At 74.5% G+C, this 23,872-nt stretch carries 17 protein-coding genes, 1 pseudogene and 1 riboswitch; of the genes and pseudogenes, 11 read left to right on the forward strand and 7 right to left on the reverse strand.

The window, feature by feature from the left end:
- Positions 1-222 precede the first annotated feature (222 nt).
- The 10 genes and pseudogenes from BS83_RS34315 to BS83_RS34360 all read left to right on the forward strand — a co-directional run bounded on the left by BS83_RS34315 (position 223) and on the right by BS83_RS34360 (position 14,330).
- Entirely contained in the window at positions 223-1,623 is a 1,401-nt protein-coding gene (locus BS83_RS34315) for an NAD(P)/FAD-dependent oxidoreductase (protein WP_037607270.1), read from the forward strand.
- 179 nt (positions 1,624-1,802) lie between these two features.
- Positions 1,803-1,994 carry a hypothetical protein gene (locus tag BS83_RS34320; RefSeq protein ID WP_037607271.1) on the forward strand — a complete coding sequence of 64 codons (192 nt, stop codon included), beginning with the start codon at positions 1,803-1,805 and terminating at the stop codon, positions 1,992-1,994.
- 24 nt (positions 1,995-2,018) lie between these two features.
- Positions 2,019-2,193, forward strand: a riboswitch (cobalamin riboswitch).
- 31 nt (positions 2,194-2,224) lie between these two features.
- Positions 2,225-3,172: a cobalamin biosynthesis protein gene (locus tag BS83_RS34325; RefSeq protein WP_037607272.1), complete on the forward strand. Its 948-nt coding sequence runs from the start codon at positions 2,225-2,227 to the stop codon at positions 3,170-3,172.
- The gene (locus BS83_RS34330; RefSeq protein WP_037607273.1) at positions 3,169-4,674 is read left to right on the forward strand and encodes a cobyric acid synthase; all 1,506 of its coding nucleotides are present in this window, start codon (positions 3,169-3,171) and stop codon (positions 4,672-4,674) included. The genes BS83_RS34325 and BS83_RS34330 overlap by 4 nt, the downstream gene beginning before the upstream one ends.
- Positions 4,675-4,787: 113 nt before the next feature.
- On the forward strand, positions 4,788-8,441 hold the full coding sequence (gene cobN, locus BS83_RS34335) for a cobaltochelatase subunit CobN (protein WP_232248775.1): 3,654 nt from the start codon (positions 4,788-4,790) through the stop codon (positions 8,439-8,441).
- 44 nt (positions 8,442-8,485) lie between these two features.
- Positions 8,486-10,487: pseudogene (locus BS83_RS34340) on the forward strand (putative cobaltochelatase).
- Between the two features lie 2 nt (positions 10,488-10,489).
- Positions 10,490-11,086, forward strand: coding sequence for a cob(I)yrinic acid a,c-diamide adenosyltransferase (gene cobO / locus BS83_RS34345; protein WP_037607274.1), 597 nt, complete (start codon positions 10,490-10,492; stop codon positions 11,084-11,086).
- Positions 11,080-12,492 carry a cobyrinate a,c-diamide synthase gene (locus BS83_RS34350; RefSeq protein ID WP_037607275.1) on the forward strand — a complete coding sequence of 471 codons (1,413 nt, stop codon included), beginning with the start codon at positions 11,080-11,082 and terminating at the stop codon, positions 12,490-12,492. The genes cobO and BS83_RS34350 overlap by 7 nt, the downstream gene beginning before the upstream one ends.
- A 4-nt stretch (positions 12,493-12,496) precedes the next feature.
- A complete protein-coding gene (locus tag BS83_RS34355) occupies positions 12,497-12,904 on the forward strand; it encodes a YchJ family protein (protein WP_037607276.1) in 408 nt (135 codons plus the stop codon).
- A gap of 76 nt (positions 12,905-12,980) precedes the next feature.
- On the forward strand, positions 12,981-14,330 hold the full coding sequence (locus BS83_RS34360) for a GH39 family glycosyl hydrolase (RefSeq protein WP_051944533.1): 1,350 nt from the start codon (positions 12,981-12,983) through the stop codon (positions 14,328-14,330).
- Between the two features lie 21 nt (positions 14,331-14,351).
- Here the strand turns inward: BS83_RS34360 and BS83_RS34365 are convergent, their stop codons facing one another.
- The 7 genes from BS83_RS34365 to BS83_RS34395 form a co-directional block, all read right to left on the reverse strand.
- Positions 14,352-16,409: a hypothetical protein gene (locus BS83_RS34365; protein WP_051944534.1), complete on the reverse strand. Its 2,058-nt coding sequence runs from the start codon at positions 16,407-16,409 to the stop codon at positions 14,352-14,354.
- 8 nt (positions 16,410-16,417) lie between these two features.
- Positions 16,418-17,806: a lipopolysaccharide biosynthesis protein gene (locus BS83_RS34370; RefSeq protein WP_051944535.1), complete on the reverse strand. Its 1,389-nt coding sequence runs from the start codon at positions 17,804-17,806 to the stop codon at positions 16,418-16,420.
- Positions 17,803-18,630, reverse strand: a complete 828-nt coding sequence (locus BS83_RS34375; protein ID WP_332262366.1) for a polysaccharide deacetylase family protein — start codon at positions 18,628-18,630, stop codon at positions 17,803-17,805. The genes BS83_RS34370 and BS83_RS34375 overlap by 4 nt, the downstream gene beginning before the upstream one ends.
- Positions 18,627-19,577, reverse strand: a complete 951-nt coding sequence (locus BS83_RS34380) for a glycosyltransferase (RefSeq protein WP_051945725.1) — start codon at positions 19,575-19,577, stop codon at positions 18,627-18,629. The genes BS83_RS34375 and BS83_RS34380 overlap by 4 nt, the downstream gene beginning before the upstream one ends.
- 479 nt (positions 19,578-20,056) lie before the next feature.
- Entirely contained in the window at positions 20,057-20,476 is a 420-nt protein-coding gene (locus tag BS83_RS42505; RefSeq protein ID WP_157597439.1) for a hypothetical protein, read from the reverse strand.
- Positions 20,473-21,444: a hypothetical protein gene (locus BS83_RS34390; protein ID WP_037607278.1), complete on the reverse strand. Its 972-nt coding sequence runs from the start codon at positions 21,442-21,444 to the stop codon at positions 20,473-20,475. Before BS83_RS34390 ends, BS83_RS42505 begins: the two co-directional genes overlap by 4 nt.
- A complete protein-coding gene (locus BS83_RS34395) occupies positions 21,437-22,237 on the reverse strand; it encodes a glycosyltransferase family 2 protein (RefSeq protein ID WP_084714568.1) in 801 nt (266 codons plus the stop codon). The genes BS83_RS34390 and BS83_RS34395 overlap by 8 nt, the downstream gene beginning before the upstream one ends.
- 458 nt (positions 22,238-22,695) lie before the next feature.
- Here BS83_RS34395 and BS83_RS34400 point away from each other — a divergent pair, with 458 nt between their 5' ends.
- Positions 22,696-23,862 (forward strand): carboxylate--amine ligase, encoded by a 1,167-nt coding sequence (locus tag BS83_RS34400; protein ID WP_232248593.1) that lies wholly within the window; start codon positions 22,696-22,698, stop codon positions 23,860-23,862.
- The last annotated feature ends 10 nt before the right edge of the window (positions 23,863-23,872 follow it).

Below are 23,872 nucleotides of genomic sequence, written 5' to 3' on the forward strand. Positions count from 1 at the left end.
TGCCCGGTCGTCTGCTCGGTCCGACGTTCTCTCCATCTCAGTACCCGCCAAGGGCCTCCGCCACCTGAACGGGGCCGGACGGGGCGGGCAACCGCCACGCCCGGAGTCGACGAAGTGTCCGGAAACTCGGGTCCCGGCTTGACACTGTGTGCATTGCCGCAGCTCCCGGCCGCGGATAGCGTGCCCGCACCGAGCACGTCCGAGCATGGAAGCAGGTCTCCTGTGGGCACGTCCGCCACCGCCAACGGCGGTGTCTCGTTCTGGTACTCCGCCGTCGGCCTCCCCGTCCCGCGCTCGCCGCTCGACGGCTCGACGGAGGTCGACGTCGCCGTCGTGGGCGGCGGCTACACGGGGCTGTGGACGGCCTACTACCTCAAGCAGGCGGACCCCTCGCTGCGGGTCGCGGTGCTCGAACAGCGCTTCTGCGGCTACGGTGCCTCCGGCCGGAACGGCGGCTGGCTCTACAACGGCTTCGCCGGGCGCGGCGTCTTCGCCAAGCGGTACGGCAAGCCGCGCGCCGTCGCGATGCAGCAGGCCATGAACGACGCGGTGGACGAGGTGCTGCGGGTCTGCGACGCCGAGTCCATCGAGGCCGACCAGGTCAAGGGCGGCGTGCTGGAGGTCGCCCACACCCCCGCGCAGCTGGAACGGCTGGACGCCTTCGTCGCCGGCGAACACGGCTACGGCGAGAAGGACGTGCAGCGGCTGACGGCGGCGGAGGCGTCCGCGCGGATCGCCGTCTCCGGTGCCCTGGGCGGCAGTTGGACCCCGCACGGGGCGCGCGTCCAGCCGGCGAAGCTGGTCCTCGGACTCGCGGCGGCCGCCGAGCGGCTCGGCGTGGAGATCTACGAGCAGACGACGGTCACCGAGATCCTTCCGGCCTCGGCCACGACCCCGGCGCGCGCGGTCACCCCGCACGGGACCGTCTCGGCACGGTACGTGCTGCGCTGCACGGAGGGCTTCACCGCGAACCTGCGCGGCGAGAGGCGCTCGTGGCTGCCGATGAACTCCTCGATGATCGTCACGGCCCCGCTGCCCGCGTCGTTCTGGGACTCCGTCGGCTGGAACGGCCGCGAGACGCTGGGCGACTTCGCGCACGCGTACATGTACGCGCAGCGGACGGCCGACGACCGGATCGCGCTGGGCGGCCGCGGCGTGCCGTACCGCTTCGGCTCGCGCACGGACAACGACGGCTCGACGGCGGCGAAGACGATCGGGCAGCTGACGGAGATCCTGACCCGCTTCTTCCCCGCGGCGCGGGGTGTGGCGGTGGATCACGCCTGGTCGGGCGTGCTGGGCGTGCCGCGCGACTGGTGCTCGACGGTGACGGTCGACGCGGCGTCGGGCCTGGGCTGGGCGGGCGGCTACGTGGGCAGCGGCGTCACCACGACGAACCTGGCGGCGCGGACGCTGCGCGACCTGGTGCTGGGGCGGACGACGGAGCTGACGGCCTTGCCGTGGGTCGACCACAGGGTGCGCCGCTGGGAGCCGGAACCCTTCCGCTGGATCGGCGTCCACGGCATGTACGCCGCGTACCACGCGGCGGACCGTGCCGAGCTCCGCGGCCGCGCGACGACCTCCCCCATCGCCCGCGTCGCCGACGTGATCTCCGGCCGGCACTGATACCCACCCACGGGACGTTGCACTACCCCAGGGCGCGGGGCTCTGGGGAGGTGCCACCGGGCCGTGTGCCGAGGGGCTGAGCGCAGCTCGACGTGCGGAAACGGCAGGGGTGGCGGACGCTGGTGGAGGGACGGATCGGGGTCCGTCCGGGCCGCAGCATTCGACACCTTGGGGTGCCCATGTCTGTCTTCCTGTGCCTGCTTGTCGCCCCGCTGGGACTGCTCGTCATCCTTGGTCTCTCCTGGTTCGAGGACCACGTCCTCCGCCCGCCCGTCAGCCCCGCCGACCAGGTGGTGCAGAAGACCGTCGAACTGCTGAAGCAGCAGCATCCGCGTGACCCCGTGAGCCGCGCCACCCGCGGCCCCGGTTGACGCTGCCTCCGGCGACATGGTGGGATCTTTACGCCAAACGGAGGCAAGCAGAGGAAGCCGGTGTGAATCCGGCGCGGTCCCGCCACTGTCACCGGGGAGTGCCTGCGAACCACGGCCACGGCAGCCACGCGCTGTTGGAAGGCCCGCAGGTGCGTCGATCCGGAAGCCAGGAGACTCTCGCCTCCGGTACGTCGATCCAGGGCGCGGACCCTGAGTGAGGACACGCACCGGTGCGCAGACGCGCCTTCGCGTTCGGGGCCGCGGTGGGATACGCCGCCGACGCTCTCTTCGGCGATCCCCGGCGTGGTCATCCCGTGGCCGGGTTCGGCCGGTTCGCAGGGGCGCTGGAGCGCCGGCTGTACCGGGACCACCGGGGCGCGGGAGCCGCCTACACCCTCGTCGCCGTCGGTGCCGTCGCCGGCGGCGCCGTTCTCACGCAGCGTGTCCTGCGGCGTTCGCCGGCCGGGCAGGCCGCGCTCGCCGCGGTGTCCGCCTGGGCCGTGCTGGGGGGCGCGTCGCTCGTGCGGGAGGCGCGCGTGATCGCGGGCGCGCTGGAGCGCGGGGACGTCGAGGCGGCGCGCGAGCGCCTGCCGCATCTGTGCGGTCGGGATCCGCGGTCGCTCGACGAGGGCGAGATCGCCCGCGCGGTGGTCGAGTCGGTCGGCGAGAACACCGCCGACGCCGTCGTCAACGCGCTGGTCTGGGGTGCGCTCGCGGGCGCGCCGGGACTGCTCGCCTTTCGGGCCGTCAACACCCTGGACGCCATGGTCGGTCACCGCTCGCCGCGCCTGCTCCGCTTCGGCTGGGCCTCGGCGCGGCTGGACGACGTGGCCGGCTGGCCGGGGGCGCGGCTGACCGCGCTGCTGACCGTCGCCGCGAGCGAGGACCGGGGCCGCGCCTGGCGGGTGTGGCGGCGGGACGCGGGCGCGCACCCGAGCCCGAACGCCGGGCACGCGGAGGCGGCCTTCGCCGGAGCGTTGGGCGTGCGCCTGGGGGGCACGCTCCGTTACGGGGACAGGGTGGAGCACCGGCCGGTGCTCGGCGCGGAACTGCGACCGGTCGCGGTCGCCGACGTGGAGCGGGCCTGCCGGCTCTCCCGGCGGGTCGGCGCGCTGGCACTGGGAACGGCGACGACCGTCGCGCTGACGAGGGGTCTGTTGAGGGGGAAGCGCGGATGAGGGCCGCAACGGGCGCGCTGCTGGTCGCCGGGACGACCTCGGACGCGGGCAAGAGCGTGGTCACCGCGGGCGTCTGCCGCTGGCTGGCGCGACAGGGCGTCAAGGTCGCGCCGTTCAAGGCGCAGAACATGTCGCTGAACTCCTTCGTCACGCTCGACGGCGCGGAGATCGGCCGGGCCCAGGCCATGCAGGCCGCGGCGGCGGGCGTCGAGCCCGAGGCCGCGATGAACCCCGTGCTGCTCAAGCCGGGCGCGGACGGCCGCAGCCAGGTCGTGGTGCTGGGGAAGCCGGTGGCCGAGGTCGGCGCGCTGGACTACCGCGACCGCAAGCCCGCCCTGCTGCGCATCGCCCTGGACTGCCTCGCCGAGCTGCGCGGCCGTCACGACGTGGTGATCTGCGAGGGCGCAGGCTCCCCCGCCGAGATCAACCTGCGCGACCGCGACATCGCCAACATGGGCCTCGCCGTCGCCGCCGACCTGCCGGTCGTGGTGGTCGGAGACATCGACCGCGGCGGCGTCTTCGCCTCCATGTTCGGGACACTGGCGCTGCTCTCCGCCGAGGACCAGGCGCACATCGGCGGCTGGATCGTGAACAAGTTCCGCGGCGACGTCCGGCTGCTGCAACCGGGACTGGACATGCTGCACCGGCTGACGCACCGTCCGTCGCTGGGCGTGCTGCCGATGCTGCAGGGCCTCTGGCTGGACGCCGAGGACTCGCTCGACCTGGCGGGCGTGGTCGCACGTGGCGACGCGGGCCCGCCGCTCGGCTCGGACGTGCTGCGGGTGTCGGTGGTCCGGCTGCCGCGGCTGTCGAACTTCACCGACATCGACGCGCTGGCCCAGGAGCCCGGCGTGCTGGTGCGCTGGGCGACCAGGCCCGAGGAGCTGGCCGACGCCGACCTCGTCGTCCTGCCCGGCACCCGGGCCACCGTGGCCGATCTGGCCTGGCTGCGCGAGCGCGGCCTGGAGGCCCCGCTGCGCGCCCGCGCCGAGCGCGGCCTGCCGCTGCTGGGGGTCTGCGGCGGCTACCAGATGCTGGCCGGGACGATCAGCGACGAGGTCGAGTCGCGGGCCGGGGAGGTGCCCGGTCTCGGGCTGCTGCCGGTCAGGATCGCCTTCGCCAGGGAGAAGACGCTCGCCCGCCCCGTGGGCGCCGCCTACGGCGAGACCGTGCACGGCTACGAGATCCACCACGGCGTGGCGAGCGTCGACGGCGGCGAGCCGTGGCTCGACGGCTGCCGCCAGGGCACGGTCTGGGGCACCACCTGGCACGGCGCGCTGGAGAACGACGGCTTCCGCCGCGCCTTCCTGCGCGAGGTCGCCTCCGCGTGCGGGCGGGACTTCGTCCCCGCGCCGGACACCTGCTTCGCCGCCGCCCGCGAGGAGCGGCTGGACCGGCTGGGCGACCTGATCGAGGAACACGCGGACACCGACGCGCTGTGGCGGCTGATCGAGGGCGGCGTCCCGCGCGACCTGCCCTTCGTGCCGCCGGGGGCGCCGTGACCGACGACAGGCTTTCCGCACCGATGAGCACGACGAGCAAGACGACCGAGGGAGTTGAACGGGTGGACCAGGACCAGCGGCAGGTGGCGGAGACCGGGACCAGAGTGCTGCTGCTGTCGACCGCCGACACCGACCTGCTCGCGGCCCGCGCCTCGGGCGCGGCCTACCTGATCGGCAACCCGACCAGGACCGGTGTCGCCGAGGAGCTGCCGGCGCTGCTCGCGGACGCGGACGTGGTCGTGGTGCGCCTGCTCGGCGGACGGCGCGCCTGGGAGGACGGGCTCGCGGCGATCGCCGCCTCCGGCCTGCCGACGGTCCTGCTCGGCGGCGAGGCGGTCCCCGACGCCGAGCTGATGGGGATGTCGACCGCACCGGCCGGTGTGGTCGCGGAGGCGCTGCGCTACCTGGTGGAGGGCGGCCCGGCCAACCTGGCCGAGCTGGCGCGCTTCCTCTCCGACACGGTCCTGCTGACCGGCGAGGGCTTCGCCGCCCCGCAGGCCATGCCGCAGTTCGGCATTCGGGGGGGTGCTGAACTGCGGCATGGAAAGCCCACGGTGGGCGTGCTCTTCTACCGGGCCCACGAACTGTCCGGCAACACCGCGTTCGTGGACACGCTGTGCGCCGCGATCGAGGCGAAGGGCGGCAACGCGCTGCCGATCTACTGCGGATCGCTGCGCGGCGCGGACCCCGAGCTGTTCGGGCTGCTGGGCCGCTGCGACTCCGTCGTCGCCACCGTGCTGGCCGCGGGCGGCACCGTGGCCGCCGAGGCGTCGGCCGGTGGCGAGGAGGAGAGCTGGGACATCGGCGCGCTCGCCGAGCTGGACATCCCGGTGATCCAGGGCCTCTGCCTGACCACCTCCCGCGCGGCCTGGGACGAGTCCGACGCGGCGCTGACGCCGATGGACGCGGCGATGCAGGTGGCGATCCCCGAGTTCGACGGCCGGATCATCTCCGTGCCGTTCTCCTTCAAGGAGACCGGCCCGGACGGCATCCCCGTCTACGTCGGCGACGAGGAGCGTGCCGGCCGCGTGGCCGGGATCGCGCTGCGGCACGCGACGCTGCGCCACAAGCCGAACGGCGAGAAGAAGCTCGCGATCGTCTTCACCGCCTACCCGACCAAGCACTCGCGCGTCGGCAACGCCGTCGGCCTGGACACCCCGGCCTCGGCCGTCCGGCTGCTGGACGCGCTGCGCGCCGCCGGCTACGCCGTCGACGGCTACCCGGGCAACGGCGACGAGCTGATCCACCGTCTGATCGCGGCCGGCGGCCACGACGTGGAGTGGCTCACCGAGGAGCAGCTGCGGGCCGCGCCCGCGCGGGTGCCGCTCAAGGACTACCAGCGGTGGTTCGACGCGCTCGACCCCGAGCTGCGTGAGGGCGTCCGCGAGCACTGGGGCGAGGCGCCCGGTCAGCTCTATGTCGACGGCGACGAGATCGTGCTGGCCTCGCTGGCCTTCGGCAACGTGGTGCTGATGATCCAGCCGCCGCGCGGCTTCGGCGAGAACCCCATCGCGATCTACCACGACCCCGACCTGCCGCCCTCCCACCACTACCTGGCGGCGTACCGGTGGTTGGAGGCCACGACGTCCTCGGGCGGGTTCGGCGCCGACGCCGTGGTGCACCTCGGCAAGCACGGCACGATGGAGTGGCTGCCCGGCAAGGGCCTCGGCCTGTCGCGCGGCTGCGCGCCGGACGCGGTGCTGGGCGAGCTGCCGCTGATCTACCCGTTCATCGTCAACGACCCCGGCGAGGGCACCCAGGCCAAGCGGCGCGGGCACGCCACCATCGTGGACCACCTGGTGCCGCCGATGGCGCGGGCCGACACCTACGGCGACCTGGCCAAGCTGGAGCAGTTGCTGGACGAGTACGCGCTCGTCAGCGACCTCGACCCGACGAAGGCCCCGGCGGTCCGCGCGCAGATCTGGACGCTGGTCAAGGCGGCCGAGCTGCACCACGACCTGCATGTCGACGAGCAGCCGGACGACGAGGAGTTCGACTCCTTCGTCATGCACATCGACGGCTACCTGTGCGAGATCAAGGACGTGCAGATCCGCGACGGCCTGCACATCCTGGGCGGCGGCCCGGTCGACGAGGCGCGGGTCAACCTGGTGCTGGCGGTGCTGCGTTCGGCGCAGATCTGGGGCGGCAGGGCGGACGCCCTGCCCGGCCTGCGCGCCGCGCTGGCGAGCCACTTCGGGCTGGAGGAGAAGGACCTGCTGGCCGAGCCCGGCGCGGCCGTGGCCGTACCCGAGGCGCTGCGCGCGCTGGTGGACGGGCCCGCGCGGACCGGGGCGGACGCGGTGGACCTGCTGGAGCAGCTGTGCCGCAGGCTCGCCGAGGGCATGGAGGCGCGCGGCTGGGCCGTGGAGGCCGCGGGCGAGCTCGTCGAGCAGGTGCTCGGCGGCGAGCGCCTGAAGTCCGCCGTGGCCGTGCTGGAGTTCGCGGCCGAGGAGGTCGTGCCGCGGCTGGCGCGCACCACCGACGAGCTGGACCACATCGTCAGGGCGCTGCGCGGCGGCTACGTGCCGGCCGGCCCCTCCGGCTCGCCGACCCGCGGGCTGGTGAACGTGCTGCCGACGGGCCGGAACTTCTACTCCGTGGACCCCAAGGCGATCCCCTCACGGCTGAGCTGGGAGGTCGGCCAGGCGCTCGCCGACTCCCTGGTGGCGCGCTACCTCCAGGACACCGGCGCGTACCCGAAGTCGGTGGGCCTCACCGTCTGGGGCACCTCCTGCATGCGGACCCAGGGCGACGACATCGCAGAGATCCTGGCGCTGCTGGGCTGCCGCCCGGTCTGGGACGACGCCTCGCGCCGCGTCACCGGCTTCGAGGTGGTGCCGACGGCCGAGCTCGGCCGTCCGCGCATCGACGTCACCGTCCGCATCTCCGGCTTCTTCCGTGACGCCTTCCCGCACGTGGTCGCGCTGCTGGACGACGCGGTGCGGGCGGTGGCCGAGCTGGACGAGCCGGCCGAGGACAACTACGTGCGCGCCCACGTCGAGGCCGACGCCGCCGAGCACGGCGACCGCCGCCGCGCCACGGCCCGCATCTTCGGTTCCAAGCCCGGCGCGTACGGCGCGGGCCTGCTGCCGCTGATCGACGCCCGCAACTGGCGCTCCGACGCCGACCTGGCCGAGGTCTACGCCGTCTGGGGCGGCTACGCCTACGGCCGCGGCCTGGACGGCCGGGCCGCACGCGGGGACATGGAGCAGGCGTTCCGCCGGATCTCCGTGGCGGCGAAGAACGTCGACACCCGCGAGCACGACCTGGTCGACGCGGACGACTACTTCCAGTACCACGGCGGCATGGTGGCGATGGTGCGCCACCTGACCGGCGAGTCCCCGGCCGCCTACGTCGGGGACAGCGCGGTGCCCAGCCAGATCAGGACCCGGACCCTGGGCGAGGAGACGCACCGCGTCTTCCGCGCCCGGGTGGTCAACCCGCGCTGGATGGCCGCGATGCGCCGCCACGGCTACAAGGGCGCGTTCGAGATGGCCGCGACGGTCGACTACCTCTTCGGCTACGACGCCACCGCCGGCGTGGTCGACGACTGGATGTACGAGAAGCTCGCCGCGGAGTACGTCTTCGACCCGACCAACCAGGAGTTCATGCGCACGTCCAACCCCTGGGCGCTGCGCGGCATCACCGAGCGGCTGCTGGAGGCCGCGGACCGCAAGCTCTGGGCGGAGCCCGACCAGCAGACCCTGGACCAGCTGCGCGCCACCTACCTCGAGCTCGAGGGCGACCTGGAAGGGGACGCGGAGTGAGCGACGTCCAGGACTCCCGTTACCCCTTCACCGCCGTCGTCGGCATGGACGACCTGCGCCTCGCGCTGCTGCTCAACGCCGTCTCGCCGCAGGTCGGCGGGGTGCTGGTGCGCGGGGAGAAGGGGACGGCCAAGTCGACCATGGTGCGCGCGCTGGCCGGGCTGCTGCCCGCGATCGGCGTGGTGACCGGCTGCCGCTTCGCCTGCGACCCGGCCGCGCCGGACCCGCAGTGCCCGGACGGGCCGCACCCGGTCTCCCCGGCCGCCTCGCAGCGGGCCACCTCGCTGGTGGAGCTGCCGGTCGGCGTCAGCGAGGACCGGATCGTCGGCTCGCTGGACCTGGAGCGCGCCCTCGCCGAGGGCGTGAAGGCCTACGAGCCCGGCCTGCTGGCGGCCGCGCACCGGGGCGTGCTCTACATCGACGAGGTCAACCTGCTCCACGACCACCTGGTCGACCTGCTGCTCGACGCGGCCGCGATGGGCCGCTCCTACGTGGAGCGCGAGGGCGTGTCGGTGCGGCACGCGGCGCGGTTCCTGCTGGTCGGGACGATGAACCCGGAGGAGGGCGAGCTGCGGCCGCAGCTGCTTGACCGCTTCGGGCTGACCGTGGAGATCGCGGCGACCCGTGAGCCCGAGCAGCGCGCCGAGGTCGTGCGGCGACGCCTGGCCTACGACGCGGACCCGGACGGCTTCGCCGCGCGCTGGCAGGAGGAGGAGCGGGCGCTGGCCGCGCGGATCACCGCCGCACGGGCGCTGCTGCCGCAGGTCGTCCTGGGCGACGCGGCGCTGCGTCAGATCACGGCCGTCTGCGCGGCCTTCGAGGTGGACGGGCTGCGCGCGGACATCGTGATGGCCCGTACCGCCGTCGCCCTGGCGGCCTGGGCCGGGCGGACGCAGGTGCTGGCGGAGGACGTGCGGACCGCCGCGCAGCTGGCGCTGCCGCACCGGCGTCGCCGCAACCCCTTCGACGCCCCGGGGCTTGACGAGGAGAAGCTGGACGAGACGCTCCAGCAGCACGCGGGCCAGGACCCGCAGCCCGACCCGGACGGCGACCCCGACGGCGACGGACCGGACGACAGCGGCCCGGACGGCGGCGGAGGCGGAGGCGGGCAGCAGGGGCCGACCGAGCCCGAGCAGCCGTCCGCCAGGGACGACGCACCGGCCGAGGCCCCGCCGAGGGTCCCGCGCCGCAGGCGCCGGGCGCGCCCGCACCGCGCGAGGCCGCACCGGTGGCGGCCGACCAGCCTTACCGGACCCGGCTGTTCAAGGTGCCCGGCACCGGGCAGGGCGTCCAGGGCCGCCGCTCCCGCGCCGAGACCGACGGCGGCCACACCATCCGCTCCGCGCGCCCGACCGGCGCGCTGCAGCGGCTGCACCTGGCCGCCACCGTGCAGGCCGCCGCACCGCACCAGCTGGCGCGCGGCCGCAGCGGGCGGGCGCTGGTGCTGCGCAGGGACGACTTCCGGCAGCAGGTGCGGGAGGGACGCGAGGGCAACCTCGTGCTCTTCGTCGTCGACGCCTCGGGCTCGATGGCGGCGCGGCAGCGGATGTCGGCCGTCAAGGGCGCGGTGCTGTCCCTGCTGATGGACGCCTACCAGCGCCGGGACAAGATCGGGATGATCTCCTTCCGCGGCTCGGGCGCGGAGCTGCTGCTGCCGCCGACCTCCTCGGTCGAGGCGGGCGCGGCGCGGCTGGAGCTGCTGCCGACGGGCGGCCGGACGCCGCTTGCCGCCGGGCTGCTGCGGGCGCACGAGACGCTGCGCCTGGAACGGCTGCGGGACCCGCTGCGGCGGCCGCTGGTGGTGCTGGTGACGGACGGCCGGGCGACCGGCTCGCGCACGGCCCTGGACGAGGCGCGGCGCGCCGCGGGCTGCTGGCTGCGGCCGGGACGGCGGCGGTCGTGGTGGACTGCGAGAGCGGACCGGTGCGGCTCGGGCTGGCCGGCGAGCTGGCGGACCGTCTGCAGGCGCCCGCCGTCAGACTGGACGACCTGCGTGCGGACACGATGACCTCCCTTGTGAGGACGATGCAGAAGGAGGCGGCCTAGCCATGCCCCAGGGACAGCCGACCAGCGTTCCCGACGACGGCCTGACCACGCGTCAGCGCCGGACCCTGCCCGTGCTCGCGGTCCACACCGGAGCTGGCAAGGGCAAGTCGACGGCGGCCTTCGGGATGGCGCTGCGCGCCTGGAACCAGGGCTGGCCGATCGGGGTGTTCCAGTTCGTCAAGTCCGCCAAGTGGAAGGTGGGCGAGGAACACGCGCTCAAGGTCCTCGGCGCGAGCGGCGAGGGCGGCACGGTCGCCTGGCACAAGATGGGCGAGGGCTGGTCCTGGGTCCAGCGCGAGATCGCCGAGAGCGAGGACGCGGCCCGAGAGGGCTGGGAGCAGGTCAAGCGCGACCTCGCGGCCGAGACCTACCGCTTCTACGTGCTGGACGAGTTCACCTACCCGATGCACTGGGGCTGGATCGACGTGGACGAAGTGCTCTCGGTGCTGGCCGAGCGGCCGGGCTCGCAGCACGTCGTGATCACCGGCCGCTACGCGCCCGAGAAGCTGGTCGCGGCGGCCGACCTGGTCACCGAGATGACGAAGGTCAAGCACCCGATGGACGCCGGCCGCAAGGGGCAGCGGGGCATCGAGTGGTAGCTCTCCCCCGGCTGGTCCTGGCCGCGCCCGCCTCGGGCACGGGCAAGACGACGGTGGCGACCGGGCTGATGGCGGCGCTGACGGCGCGCGGGCTGCGCGTCTCCCCGCACAAGGTCGGCCCGGACTACATCGACCCCGGCTACCACGCGCTGGCGACCGGGAGGCCGGGCCGCAACCTGGACGCGTTCATGAGCGGGCCGGAGCGGATCGCGCCGCTGCTCGCGCACGGCGCGGCGGGCGCGGACGTGGCGGTGGTCGAGGGCGTGATGGGCCTGTACGACGGCGCGGCGCAGCGGGGCGAGCTGGCCTCGACCGCGCATGTGGCCAAGCTGCTGCGGGCGCCGGTGGTGCTGGTGGTGGACGCTTCCTCGCAGAGCCGCTCGGTCGCGGCCCTGGTGCACGGCTTCGCGTCCTGGGATCCGCAGGTGCGGATCGGCGGGGTGATCCTCAACCGGGTGGCCTCGGACCGGCACGAGCTGCTGCTGCGGGAGGCGCTGGAGGAGGGCGGCGGCGTGCCCGTGCTCGGCGCGCTGCGGCGCAGCGGCGGGGTGGCGACGCCGAGCCGGCATCTGGGGCTGGTCCCTGTCGTGGAGCGGGACGCCGAGGCGCTGCGGGCCGTCCGCGAGATGGGCGAGCTGGTCGCGGCGGGCGTGGACCTGGACGCGCTGCTGGCGCTGGCGCGCAGCGCGCCGGAACTGCACGGGCCCGCCTGGAACGCGGACGAGGAGATCGCCGCTCTCGGCAGCGCCGGGAGCACTGCTCTTGTTCCGGACGCCCCGTCAGGGACGCGACCGGTGGTCGCGCTCGCGGGGGGAGCGGCGTTCTCCTTCTCGTACGCCGAGAACGCCGAACTGCTCACGGCCGCCGGGGCGGAGGTCGTGCCGTTCGACCCCCTCCACGACGAGAAGCTGCCGGAGCGGACGGCGGCGCTGGTCATCGGCGGCGGCTTCCCCGAGGTCTACGCGTCCGAGCTCTCGGCGAACCGGGCGCTCCGCGACGAGATCACCGCTCTCGCGCAGTCCGGAGCACCGCTCGCAGCGGAGTGCGCCGGTCTGCTCTACCTCTGCCGCGAGCTCGACGGAAAGCCCATGTGCGGAGTCCTGGACGCGGAGGCGGCCATGTCGCCCCGGCTCACCCTCGGCTACCGCGAGGCCGTCGCCCTGAGCGACAGTCCGCTGGCCGTCGCCGGCACCCGGCTCGCGGGCCACGAGTTCCACCGCACCGTCACCACCCCCGGCGCCGGGCCCGCGCCCGCCTGGGGCTGGCGCGCCCACGACGGGCGGCCCACGACCGAGGGCTTCACCTCCCCGACCCTGCACGCCTCCTACCTGCACCTGCACTGGACCGCCGCGCCCGCGCTGCCCGCCCGGCTGGTCGAGCACGCCGCCCGGTACCGGCGAGAATGACCCCATGACGCGCAAGACGACGACACCGGCCACCGCCACCTGCCCCTGCGGGCAGCCCCGCCCCTACCCCGAGTGCTGCGGTCCGCTGCACGCGGGCACCGCGCAGGCCGCCACCGCGGAGCAGTTGATGCGCTCACGCTTCGCCGCCTTCGCCAAGCACGACGAGGCCTACCTGCTGCGGAGTTGGGCCCCCGAGACGCGGCCGGTTCGGATCGACCTCGACCCCGGCCTGCGCTGGGAGCGGTTGGAGATCCTCGGCGGCACCGAGGGCGGCCCCTTCCACACCGAGGGCACCGTCGAGTTCCGCGCCCACTACCGCGAGGGCCGCGCGTCCGGTTCCCTGCACGAGAACAGCAGGTTCCGCCGCGAGGCGGGGGCGTGGGTCTACGTCGACGGTGACATCACGGACTGACGCCGGCGCACCCGGAACGGAACCCGGAGCGGAACCCGGCAGTCTCCCGGCCCCCGGCCGGTTCCGGCGTGCTTTCATGGACAGCGTGGGGGGTCACGCCCGAGTGCCGCGCCGGTGGTCCGGCCCGCGCCGACGCCACTGGGCGACGGCCGTCGCCGCGATCCTGGCCCTGGGCTGCCTGATCGCCCTGCTGGGCCGCGGCGAAGGACCCGCCACGGCCGGACCGGGCCCCGCGGCCGCAGGGGCGAGCGGCTCGGACACGGCCCCCGGCTGGGGGCTGACCCACACCCAGTACAGCGCCGACACCGGCGACGCGGCCGCGGACTCCGCCGCCCGGGCGCTGCTCGCGCAGGCCCCGCTCCCCCAGGACCAGGCGCTGATGGGCTGGGGCACCGACAATCCCGAACCCTCCCCCGGGGTCTACGACTTCGGACGTCTCGACGCCCGTATCGCGATGATCACCCGCAGCGGCGGCCGTCCGGTGATCACCCTGTGCTGCGCGCCCGACTGGATGAAGGGCGGCACGCCGGGCCGGACCGACTGGTCCCGCCTGGAGACGGCTCCCTCCCCCACGCACTACGCCGACTTCGCCGCCCTCGCCGCAACCGTGGCCAGGCGCTACCCGCAGGTCCACGCGTACGTGGCGTGGAACGAGTTCAAGGGCTTCTTCGACAACGCCTCCGACCAGTGGGACGCCGCCGGGTACACGGCGCTCTACAACCAGGTCTACCGCGCCCTGAAGGCGGTGCGTCCCGGGATCGAGGTCGGCGGCCCCTACCTCCCGGTGGACGGCTTCGCGCCGGGCTCCGCGACGGACGCCTCCGTGGTGAGCGGCCCCTGGGGCACGCTGGACCAGCGGGTGGTCACCGCCTTCGACTACTGGCTGGCGCACAAGGCGGGCGCCGACTTCGTCGTCGTCGACGGCTCGACCGAGCCCAAGGACGGCGCCCCCGCCCCGGACCCCTTCGCGGCGACGGCGAAGTTCACCGACGTCAGCCGCTGGATCCACGACCGGACCCCGCTGCCCCTGTGGTGGGCCGAGTGGTACGTGGAACCGCCGGACTCCGGCTGGAGCGAGCCCTACCGTGACGCGGTGCTGGCCTCCGGCATGATCGCACTGGCCCGGGGGCGCGTCGCTGCGGCCTTCTACTGGAATCCGGAGACCGGCGCCGCCGACTGCCCCGGCTGCCTGTGGAGCACCTCCGGTGCGGCCCTGCCGCCGCTGGCTCTGCTGCGCGGTTTCGCCCGCTGGTTCCCGCCCTCGGTGACGCCGGTCCCGGTCCAGGTGTCCGACGCCCGCGTGCGGGTGCTCGCCCAGGCCGCCGAGGGCGTGGCGGTGAACACCGCCGACCGGACCCTGCGGGTCGTCGTCGACGGCCGGACGCTGAGCCTCGGCCCGTACCAGGTGCTCTGGTTCAGCCGGTAGCCGTCAGGGCGGCGGTTCGCCTCACCGCAGCGTCAGGAAGCGCTCCATCACCGCGAGCAGGAAGCCGCCGACCAGCACCGTGGCCGTCGCCCCGAACGCCCACCGCCGCCGCCCGGCCCAGGGGCCGGTCCGCAGCCGGACCACCTCGTGCCAGAGCAGCAGCGGAACCAGCACCGTCAGCAGCCCCACCTCGGCCAACGTCCAGCCGGTCCAGCGCAGCACCGGGCCGACGGGTCCCGCCCCGATGTCGCGCGGCGCCGGTCCGGCGGGCGGCTCCGCCAGCCGGTACAGGGCGGCGTCCGGTGCGCTGACGACGGCGACCAGGCGCGGGTCGGCGTCGAGGAACGCTCGGGTGCCGGAGTACCAGTCGGCGGGATAGCCGTCGTTGGAGGAGAGGTCCGCACCCTCGGTGCGGGTGATGATCAGATAGCTCTGCGGGCCGGCCGCGCGCAGCGCCGACTCCCATGCCCCGACGTCCGAGGGATCGGGAGGGGCGGCCGTGCCGACGTAGGCGACGGTGTCCATCGCGCGTTGGTTCCACGGGATCGCGGGCGTCGTCGTCGGGTTGGCCTCCGGGCCCGGGTAGAGCACCCTGGCGCTCGGGGTGGCGTGCTGATAGACCCAGCCGAGCGCCGCGACCTCGCCGCCGGTCACCCGCTCGAACTGCTCGTTGCCGTACCGGGCCACGCCGAACGCCGCGACCGCGAGCACCGCCCAGAGCGTCACCAGCGCCGCCGTCCACCGCGGCGGCCGCGGTCGCCGCTCCTGCGGGTAGAAGAGGAGCGCGGCCAGCGCCGCCACGCCCGGCAGCGCGAAGAGGAAGACGCGCAGCGCGATCTCGCCGCCGTAGCTCTGCATGCCGAGGGTGAAGAACGGCATGAACGCCAGCACCGGCAGCACCCGGTCCCCGCGCCCGCGGGTGCGCCCGGCCCGCCGTCCGCGCCACCAGCCCAGCACCGCCAGCCCGAACCAGGCCCCGCTCAGCAGCACCCGCAGGTACAGCACCGCCTGGTGGGCCGGATCGCCCTTCACGCGCCCTGCCACGCCGCTGCTGACGTTGCCGCCCAGCTGTCCCATGCCGCCGAAGATGGTGCTCAGGTGGCCCGACCAGAAGCCTTCCGCCTCCAGGGAGAGCCAGGCCGCCGCCACCACCGCCAGCAGCACCGCGAACCAGATGCTCAGCGTGGTCCGGCGGACCAGCCACAGCATGCCCACCGCGGCGATCATCACGAACGGCGTCAACTGGTGGGCGGCGACCGCCGCCACGAAGAGCGACGTCAGCAGGCCGAGCAGCAGCGCCCGTTCGAGCGCGCTGCCGGGCCGGTCGGCGCTGCCGGCCGCGTCCGCTCCCTCGCCGGGCCGCCGGAAGACGCTCACCAGCACGGCCACGAAGCAGAGATAGAGCGCGTAGCCGAACGCCTGGGGCGAGAAGTAGTCCTGCCCGACCCACGAGCCCGCCACGAAGAACCAGAGCGCGCACCAACGTGCCCGTCGCGGCAGTCCCACCGCGCGCAGCAGCACGGCGAGCGAGGCGAGGCAGAGCAGTTGCGAGCCGACCTGGCTCCACTGCAGCACCGGCAGCGGGTCGTCGATCCCGCCCACCCTGAGCATGAGCGCCGCCAGCCCGAAGAAGCCCGGCCAGCTGAACCTGGCGTCCCAGAGCGGGAGGGTGTGCCCGGTGCGCTCGATGTAGTCGACGAAGCCGAGGTGCTGCCAGGCGGTGGGGAATCTGGGCAGCGGCTCGACCAGCGCCGCGGCGCCGTGGAGCACCAGGACCGCGGCGAGCAGCAGGAACAGCTGCAGCGCCGGTCGGGCGACGGCGCCGTTGAGGGTCACGAAGAACAGTCCGCCCAGCACGCACGCCGAGACCAGCGCGAGCGGCGGCAGGGCGGAGACCAGCCCGAGCCCGCCCATCCGGTCCAGGTCGACGCCGGTCACGCCTGCCATGGCGACCAGGTAGGCGCCGAGCGCGGCGAGCGCGCAGACCCAGAGCGCGACGGCGGCCGGCGCGCGGCGGCGTGGCGGCGCGTCGCCGAGCCGGTCCGGCGTGGCGTCGAGGCTGACGGGAGGTGCGGTCACGGGCGTCCTCAGGTCAGGGTCGGGGCGTCGGGAAGGGACGGCGTTGCGGGCGGCGGCGGGACCGGCGTCGGCAGCGGGTCGGCCGCGCCGCGCAGCACCCGGAGCAGACCGGGCAGCGCACAGAGCGCGACCGTGGACTGGCTGGCCAGCACCGCCACGCCGACGCCGGCGATGCCCATCCGCGGCATCAGGACCAGCGAGAGGACCAGCACCAGGGCGCACATCAGCCCCTGCAGCAGGGCGACCTGGCGGGTGCGGCTGCGGGCGCGCAGGGTGCCGAAGTAGACCTCGATCAGCACGCGGGTGAAGCCCGCCGCGGCCAGCCAGCGCAGCAGCGGCGCGCCCGCCGCGGCGTAACCGGGACCGAAGACGTCCAGCACCCGCGGGGCGGCCAGGCCGAGCAGGGCGAAGCAGGGCAGCGTCACCCAGGCCATCCGCAGCAGCGCGCCGCGGGTGTGCGCGCCGAGCAGGGCCGGACGGCGCGCGGACTCGACGGTGAGCGAGGCGGCCATGTTGACCGCCAGCAGGTCGAGGGTGCCGCCGATGGTGTTGATGATGTAGTAGACGGCGTTCTGGTCGGCGCTGACCCGGGCCGCCACCAGCACCGGCACCAGGTAGGTGACCACCAGGTTGAACACGGACCCGGTGTAGTCGCCCGCCAGGAAGCGGCCGATCTGCCGGACCGAGGGCGGCGTGACCGCGGGGTCGGCCGCCGCGGCCTGACGCGGCACCAGCCGCCGCACGATGAGCAGCCCGATCGGCACCACCGACAGGGCCACCGCGGCCGCCCAGGAGACGAAGACGCCGGTGGCCGGGATCGTCCCGGCCAGCAGCACCAGCAGCACGGCCTTGCCCACGGAGAAGGAGAGGTTCCCGACCGGCACCCAGACGGCCGCCCGCAGCCCGATCAGCACCCCGTCCTGGAGCGTCAGCCAGGACCAGGCGAGCACGGCGGCCAGGAACCCGGCCGCCCGCGCCCAGCCGCGCAGGAAGTCGTAGTGCGAGCCCCAGAGCGGCAGCCCGGCCAGGAAGAGCAGCGTGATCGCGGTCGAGGCCAGCGCGTTGACGCCGTAGGCGCGCGCCAGCAGCCGCCCGGTGGCGCGTCCGGCGACGGGCACGAAGCGGGCCAGTGCGCCGGTGAAGCCGAGCGCGGTCAGACCGGACAGCAGCTTCATCGCGGCGATCGCGGCGGAGCCCCGGCCCATGTCCGCCGCGCTGTAGTAGCGGGCGGCGAGCCACCAGTAGCCCAGCCCGAGCGCGCCGGAGACCACGGTGTTGAGCATCAGGGCGTAGCCGTTGCGGAAGAGCGGCGCGCGGTCGTCGTGCGCTCGGTCGCCCGGCGGCCCCTCGTCGGGCCCGGGCTGGGTGGCCGCGCCGTGCGCGGAGGTCGTGGTCACCGCCGCCCCTGCCCCCAGCCCCCTGGGCCGGATCCGACGAGGCCGCGGGCGCGCCGGACCACGGCGTAGCCCTTGGTCAGCGTGCGGTCGGCGAGGTAGTGCCGGGTGACCGCGAGCCCCTGGACCACCTGCCGGAAGGTCGCCGGGTCGGTCCGCCGACGGATCGTCAGCCGGGCCAGGGCGTAAGGGCCCTGGTGCGGCCGGGCCAGGGTGTTGGCCACCGCGCAGGCACCGCTCCACCCTGCGGCCCTGACCGCGTCGCGGACCCGGGCGTCGGAGTAGCCGAACGGATAGCAGAACACCTGGTCCGCCCGGCCCAGCCGGTCCTCCAGCAGGTGCCGGGAGCGCGCCAGTTCCTCGCGGAGCGCGGCCGGTCCGACGGCGTCGAGGGCCGCGTGGCTGTGGCTGTGGGCGCCCGTCTCGATACCGGCCGCCTCGATCTCCCTCAGCTGCGACCAGCTGAGGGTGGCGTCGAGCGGCCGCCCCGCGCGGTCCGCGGGGGCGGCGTCGGCCAGCCAGCCGGTGGTCACGAAGAGGCTCGCCGCGAACCGCCGTGCGACGAGCCGGGGCAGCACCTCGCTGTGGAAGTCCGCGTAGCCGTCGTCGAAGGTCAGCACGACCGGGCGGTCGGGAAGCTGCGCCCCCGACCTCCAGTGCTCGACCAGTGCGCCGAACGGCACCGGGGTCAGGCCGAGTTCGGCCAGCACGTCGAGCTGCTCGGCGAACCGGTCCGGGTGCACGGAGAGCCCGTGGGTGGTCGCGGGCGGATCGGCGCGCACCGAGTGGTACATCAGCACCGGGACGGCCGTGCTGCCGCGGATCACCTCCGCCTCCCCTCGACCGGGCGCGCCCGGTGGCGCAGGCCCACGGCGTAGCCGGCCGCCGTGATCAGCGCGCCCGCGCCGATCGCCCCGGCTCGGCCCAGACCGGAGGGCCGCCCGCGGACCGCGTCGCGCAGCCCTCTGACGATGCCCGCGGGCAGCACGCGCGAGACGTACGCGCGTTCGGTGGCCAGCCCGTCCTCCGCGCCGACGCGCGCGGTGACGCGCGCCTTGGACAGCCCCTCGGCCCAGCTGCGCCGGCACAGGTAGCGGAAGCGCTCGCGCTCCCGCGTGACCAGATGATGGATGACGGCGCGGTCGTCGTAGCGGAACTCGGCGTCCGGGCGCGCCTGTTGGATCCGGATGCAGAGCTCGGTCTCCTCCCCGCCGCCCGCGCTCGCGGCTCTCCCGCCGCCGGCCCCGCGCCCGATGCCCTCGGGAAAGCCACCCGCGACGGCGAACGCGCCACGCCGGAACGAGGCGTTGCCGCCGAGCACGTTCCGCACGCGAGCACGTCCGACGGGCATGCCGAGGTAACTGGCGCCGTGGACCCAGTCGAACTCCTCCGGATACCAGGCCGGCCGTCGCCCCGACGCCCAGACCGGCAGGGTCCGGCCGCCGACGCCCATCACGACGGGGTCGGTGTAGCCGGAGACCAGAACGGCGAGCCAGTCCGGCTCGGCGGTGGCGTCGTCGTCCAGAAAGGCGACGACCTCGCCGGCGGCGGCCTCGGCCCCGGTGTTGCGCGCACCGGAGAGCCCCTTGTCGTGGACGTTCGGCAGGACCCGGATCACCTTGTCCCCGTCATGTCGGGCCCGGAGTCTGGCGAGCAGCGCCTCGTTGTGGTCGACCACCACCAGGACGTCCGAAGGCGCGAGCGACTGCGCGACGGCCGAGTCGATCGCCGCGCAGAGCTGCGGCCAGCGCAGCTCGGTGTAGACGCAGATCACGACGGACGCGTTGAGCGCCGCCGAGGCGGCTGCCTCCGGCGTCTCGCTCCCGCGGACCTCGACCCTGAGCACCCCGACGACGCCTTCCGCGGTCACCGCCGCCGCAGACGCGCGGGAGGGGTCCGCAGGCACGGGCACGCGCAACCCGTTCACCTCCGCCGCCGACACCCGCCCCGCAGGCGCAGCCGCCGCAGACGCGCGGGAGACCTCCACGGGCGGGTTGTACGTCGCCGGTCCGCCTGGCTTCGCAGGGACCGGCACGCGCAGCCCGTTGACGCTCGCCGCGGGCGCAGCCGCCGCGGACGGGCGGAAAGCTTCCACGGGCGAGTCGTTCGTCGCTGGTCCACCTGGCTCCGCAGGCACGGCAGCCGAGGTGGCGGGGGAAGCGGTCGGAGGTGCGTCGGGCGTCGTCGCGGCACTGGCCGGCGCCGCGGGTGGGGCGGTGTCGGGCACGGGCTCGGCGCCCGTGGGGGTCGCGGTCATGGCTGGTGGGTTCTCCCCCGGTCGGGACCGTCGGGTCTGCGGGTGCCCAGGGCGCCGACGGCGAGCAGCGCGGCGGTGAGCAGCAGGGCGGCGAGCGCGCCGTGGCGGGGTGACCACCAGCGCAGCGAGAGCATGGTCTGCGCGATCAACGTGTCGGCGGCCAGGCCGCCGAAGAGCGCGACCAGCAGCCGCAGCGGCAGGTCCCGCCCCGGCAGCGCCCACGCCAGCGCCGCGCCAGGACCCGCCGGCAGGAAGAGCAGGGCCAGCGCGGCGACGGGCTGTGAGCGCACGCCCGCGGCGCTGAGCGCCGTGGCCACCGCGGCGAGCCCGAGCAGCGTCGTCACCAGGGCCGTCGCGGAACGTCCTGACGCCCGGAGCACCGCCGTGGACCGCTGGTCCGGCGTGTCGCCGTTCACCTCTGCCCCGGCCCCGTGGACGACGCGGCGCCGCCCGCCTGTCGGCGCTGCTGCCACTCCTCCGCCGACAGGACGATCCCGGGGAAAGGCCGCAGCGCGGCCAGGCGTGGTGCGGCGTCCGAGCGGGCGAGCGAGGGATAGACGGGCAGCACCCGCTCGGCCGCGAAACCGGCCGAGACGAGCCGCAGCGCCACCCGCCCCAGCGCCGCGCCCGTGGACGGCGGTCCGGCGCAGAGCAGGGCGACGCCCCCGATCCGGCGGACGCTCTCCACCAGCCGCGGCTCCTCCGGCAGCAGCACGCCGTCCTGGCGGACGCTGCGGCAGACCACGTGGCGGTAGTCCAGCGCCGTCAGGGCCGCCGCGACCAGCGGGGCGAGGCAGGCTCCCTCGGGGCGGAGGCCGAGCACCAGAAGCACCCGGTCCCGGTCGGGGTGGGCCTGGGCGAAACGGCCCGCGAGGGCGACGCAGTCGGCCGGTCGCAGCCCCAGCCCGGCGAAGCACCGCGGGGCCTCACCCCGCGCGTTGCGCAGCCAGCGGGTCGGGGCGGGCGGCAGGCCGCCGCGTAACGGCCCGAGCGCGCCCTTGAGCGCGGTGAGCGCCATCGCCCGGTCCTCGTCGTCCTCGATCAGCACGGCCTCCGCGAGGACGTTCGCGAGGTCGCGGATCGTCACATGCCAGTCCTCGAGGCCGAGTCGGCCCCGCACCAGGACCGCGCTCCGCGCCAGCCGCTCCGTGCCGAGGCGCACCACGCCCACGCCGGCGCGCACCGGCAGCGGCGCGCCCACGGGGGCGCGCAGGATGCGCGAGCCGGGGCCCTGCAGGCGGTCCGCGGTCAGCTGGCCGAGCGCAGCGGCGGAGAAGTAGGCCGCCGCCGCCTCGGTCCGGTCGGCGGCCTCGACCAGGCGGCGCGCCAGTGTCGGCGCGTCCGCCCCGGACACCGCGCGCGCCGCGGCGGTGAACTCAGGCATGGCGGTTCCTCCGGACCGGTTGCGGGCTCGCACCGGCGGAGCCTGCGGCGCGTTCGCGCAGCAGGGTCCGCAGCACCCGCTGGCCGTCGCGGAAGGTGCGCAGGTTGGACCGCCCGGTGCGGCGCGGCAGTTCGAGGGTGGGCACCTCGGCCACCCGCAGACCCTCCAGCAACGCCCGGCAGACCATCTCGGTCTCGATCTCGAAACCCGAGGAGCGCAGGTCGAGGCGGGCCAGGGCGTCCCTGCGGAAGCCGACGAAGCCGTAGCAGAGATCGGTGAGCGAGGCCTGGTAGAGCAGGTTGGTGAGGGCCAGCAGCGCGCGGTTGCCACCGCGGCGCAGCGCGGTGATGTCGAGCGAGCCGCCGCCCCCGGTGAACCGCGAGCCCTTGACGACGTCGTAGCCGTGCTCGAGGAAGTGCACGTAACGCGGGATCTCCCTGGGCGACATGCTGCCGTCGGCGTCGATCATGATGATGTAGTCGCCCTTGGCGTTCAGGAAGCCCGTACGCAGCGCGTTTCCCTTGCCCGGCCCGCTCTGCGGGACGACCCGCAGCGACGGCAGGCAGGCGAGCGCCCGGCCGGCCGTGTCGTCGCTGGACTCGCCGTCGACCAGGATCACCTCGTCGACGCAGTCAGGGATCCTGCTCAGCACCCAGGCGATGTTGGCGGCCTCGTTCCTGGCCGGAACCACCAGGCTGACCGAACCGCCGGTGGGATGGATGTCGGAGACGTGGTCGGAGCGCGCCGTGGTCGCTCCGGACGAGCCCGTGACGACGCTGACTGTTGTTTCCATGGATGCACCTCGGTCCCCCCACACGGCGCGCGGCGGCGCCGTGAAGGTGCGAAAGATCGTGCCCTGCCCCCTGACGGCTCCCCTCGCCGCCATCCCCAGCACGGTATCCGCGTCGGCCGCTCTGCGAAAGCGGTCCGGCACAATCGGTTAACACCCCGCCAAAACAGGAGCCTCACAAGTGGAACGTGAATTCCCGTACTGAATTCGCTTGCGGCACTTCCGTCACGCCCGTTCACTGCTCCCCCTCGACTGCGCACGCACGACGATGCGCCGCTTGTGCGCCCCCACAGCTGTCGCGCACTCCTTGTAATGCCGTGACAGCCGGGAGTACCTTGCGTTCCGGGTCAGACGCCGAGCTCGGCGTGGTCACCGTATCCCGGGGGGGACTTGTGGCTCTTCGACCTTTGGGGCCCGACACAGCCGTGCCTGCACTCGTACTCAAATTCGGCCATTATCCTTTGCACCACGGAGGAGTCGGAGCGATCCGCTCGCTCGGCCGGCTCGGCGTGCCGGTGCACGCCGTCTCCGAGGACCGGTTCACCCCGGCCGCCGTCTCCCGCTACACCCGCGGCGTGCACGTGTGGCGCACGACCGGCGCCGAGCCGCAGGAGCGGCTGCTGGCCGGACTGCTGCGGATCGGCGAACGCATCGGCCGCCCCGCGCTGCTGATCCCCACGGACGAGGAGGCGGCGGTCCTGGTCGCCGAGCATCAGGACGCCCTCAACCACCGCTTCCTCTTCCCACGGAACCCCGAGGGCCTGGTCAGAGCGGTGGCGAGCAAGCAGGGACTGCACGAGCTGTGCCTGCGCCACGGGGTGAGCACGCCACGGGCGGCCTTTCCGGAAAGCAGGGCCGAGGTCCTGGACTTCGCCCGCACGGCGGTCTTCCCCGTGGTCGCCAAGAACCGTGACCCCTTCGCCCGCCGGGCCAGTCCCGCCGTGCCGGGGACCACCAGGATCGACGACGCGGAGACGCTCGCGGCGCTGGCCGAGGCCTGGGGCGAGCACCCGGGCGTGGTGCTGCAGGAATACCTGCCGCGCGCGGACGCGGAGGACTGGATCGTACACATGCACACGAGTGCGGCGGAGGACGCCCGCGTTCTCTTCACGGCGGTGAAGGCACGTTCCTGGCCACCGCACGCGGGAATGACCGCGATGGCGGTCACCACCCCGAACGATGAACTCGCACAGTTGTCCGCCGATTTCTGCAAGGAGATCGGCTTCGCCGGCGTCTGCGACCTGGACTGGCGATTCGACCGCAGGGACGGCCGATACAAGCTGCTCGATTTCAATCCGCGTATCGGCGCGCAGTTCCGCCTGTTCGAGACGCGGGCGCGCGTCGATCTGGTCCGGGCCCTGCATCTGCACCTGACCGGACGGCGAATTCCGGCCGCACCGCAGATCGAAGGGCGGCGGATCGTCGTCGAGAACATCGACCTGCTGGCCAGGCTCGCCTACCGGGGGTCCGACTACCGCACCCCGTCGCTGCCGCCGCGCTCCCGCTGGACCGAGACCGAGCTGGGCTGGTGGGCGAAGGACGACCCGCTGCCCTTCCCGGTCATGCTGGCGCGCTCGGTCCGGCCCGGCCTGCGCTACGTCGCCGCGACCCGCACCCGGCACGCCTGAGGGCCCGTCG

The sequence above is a fragment of the Streptacidiphilus rugosus AM-16 genome (genome assembly GCF_000744655.1).
Taxonomy (GTDB): domain Bacteria; phylum Actinomycetota; class Actinomycetes; order Streptomycetales; family Streptomycetaceae; genus Streptacidiphilus; species Streptacidiphilus rugosus.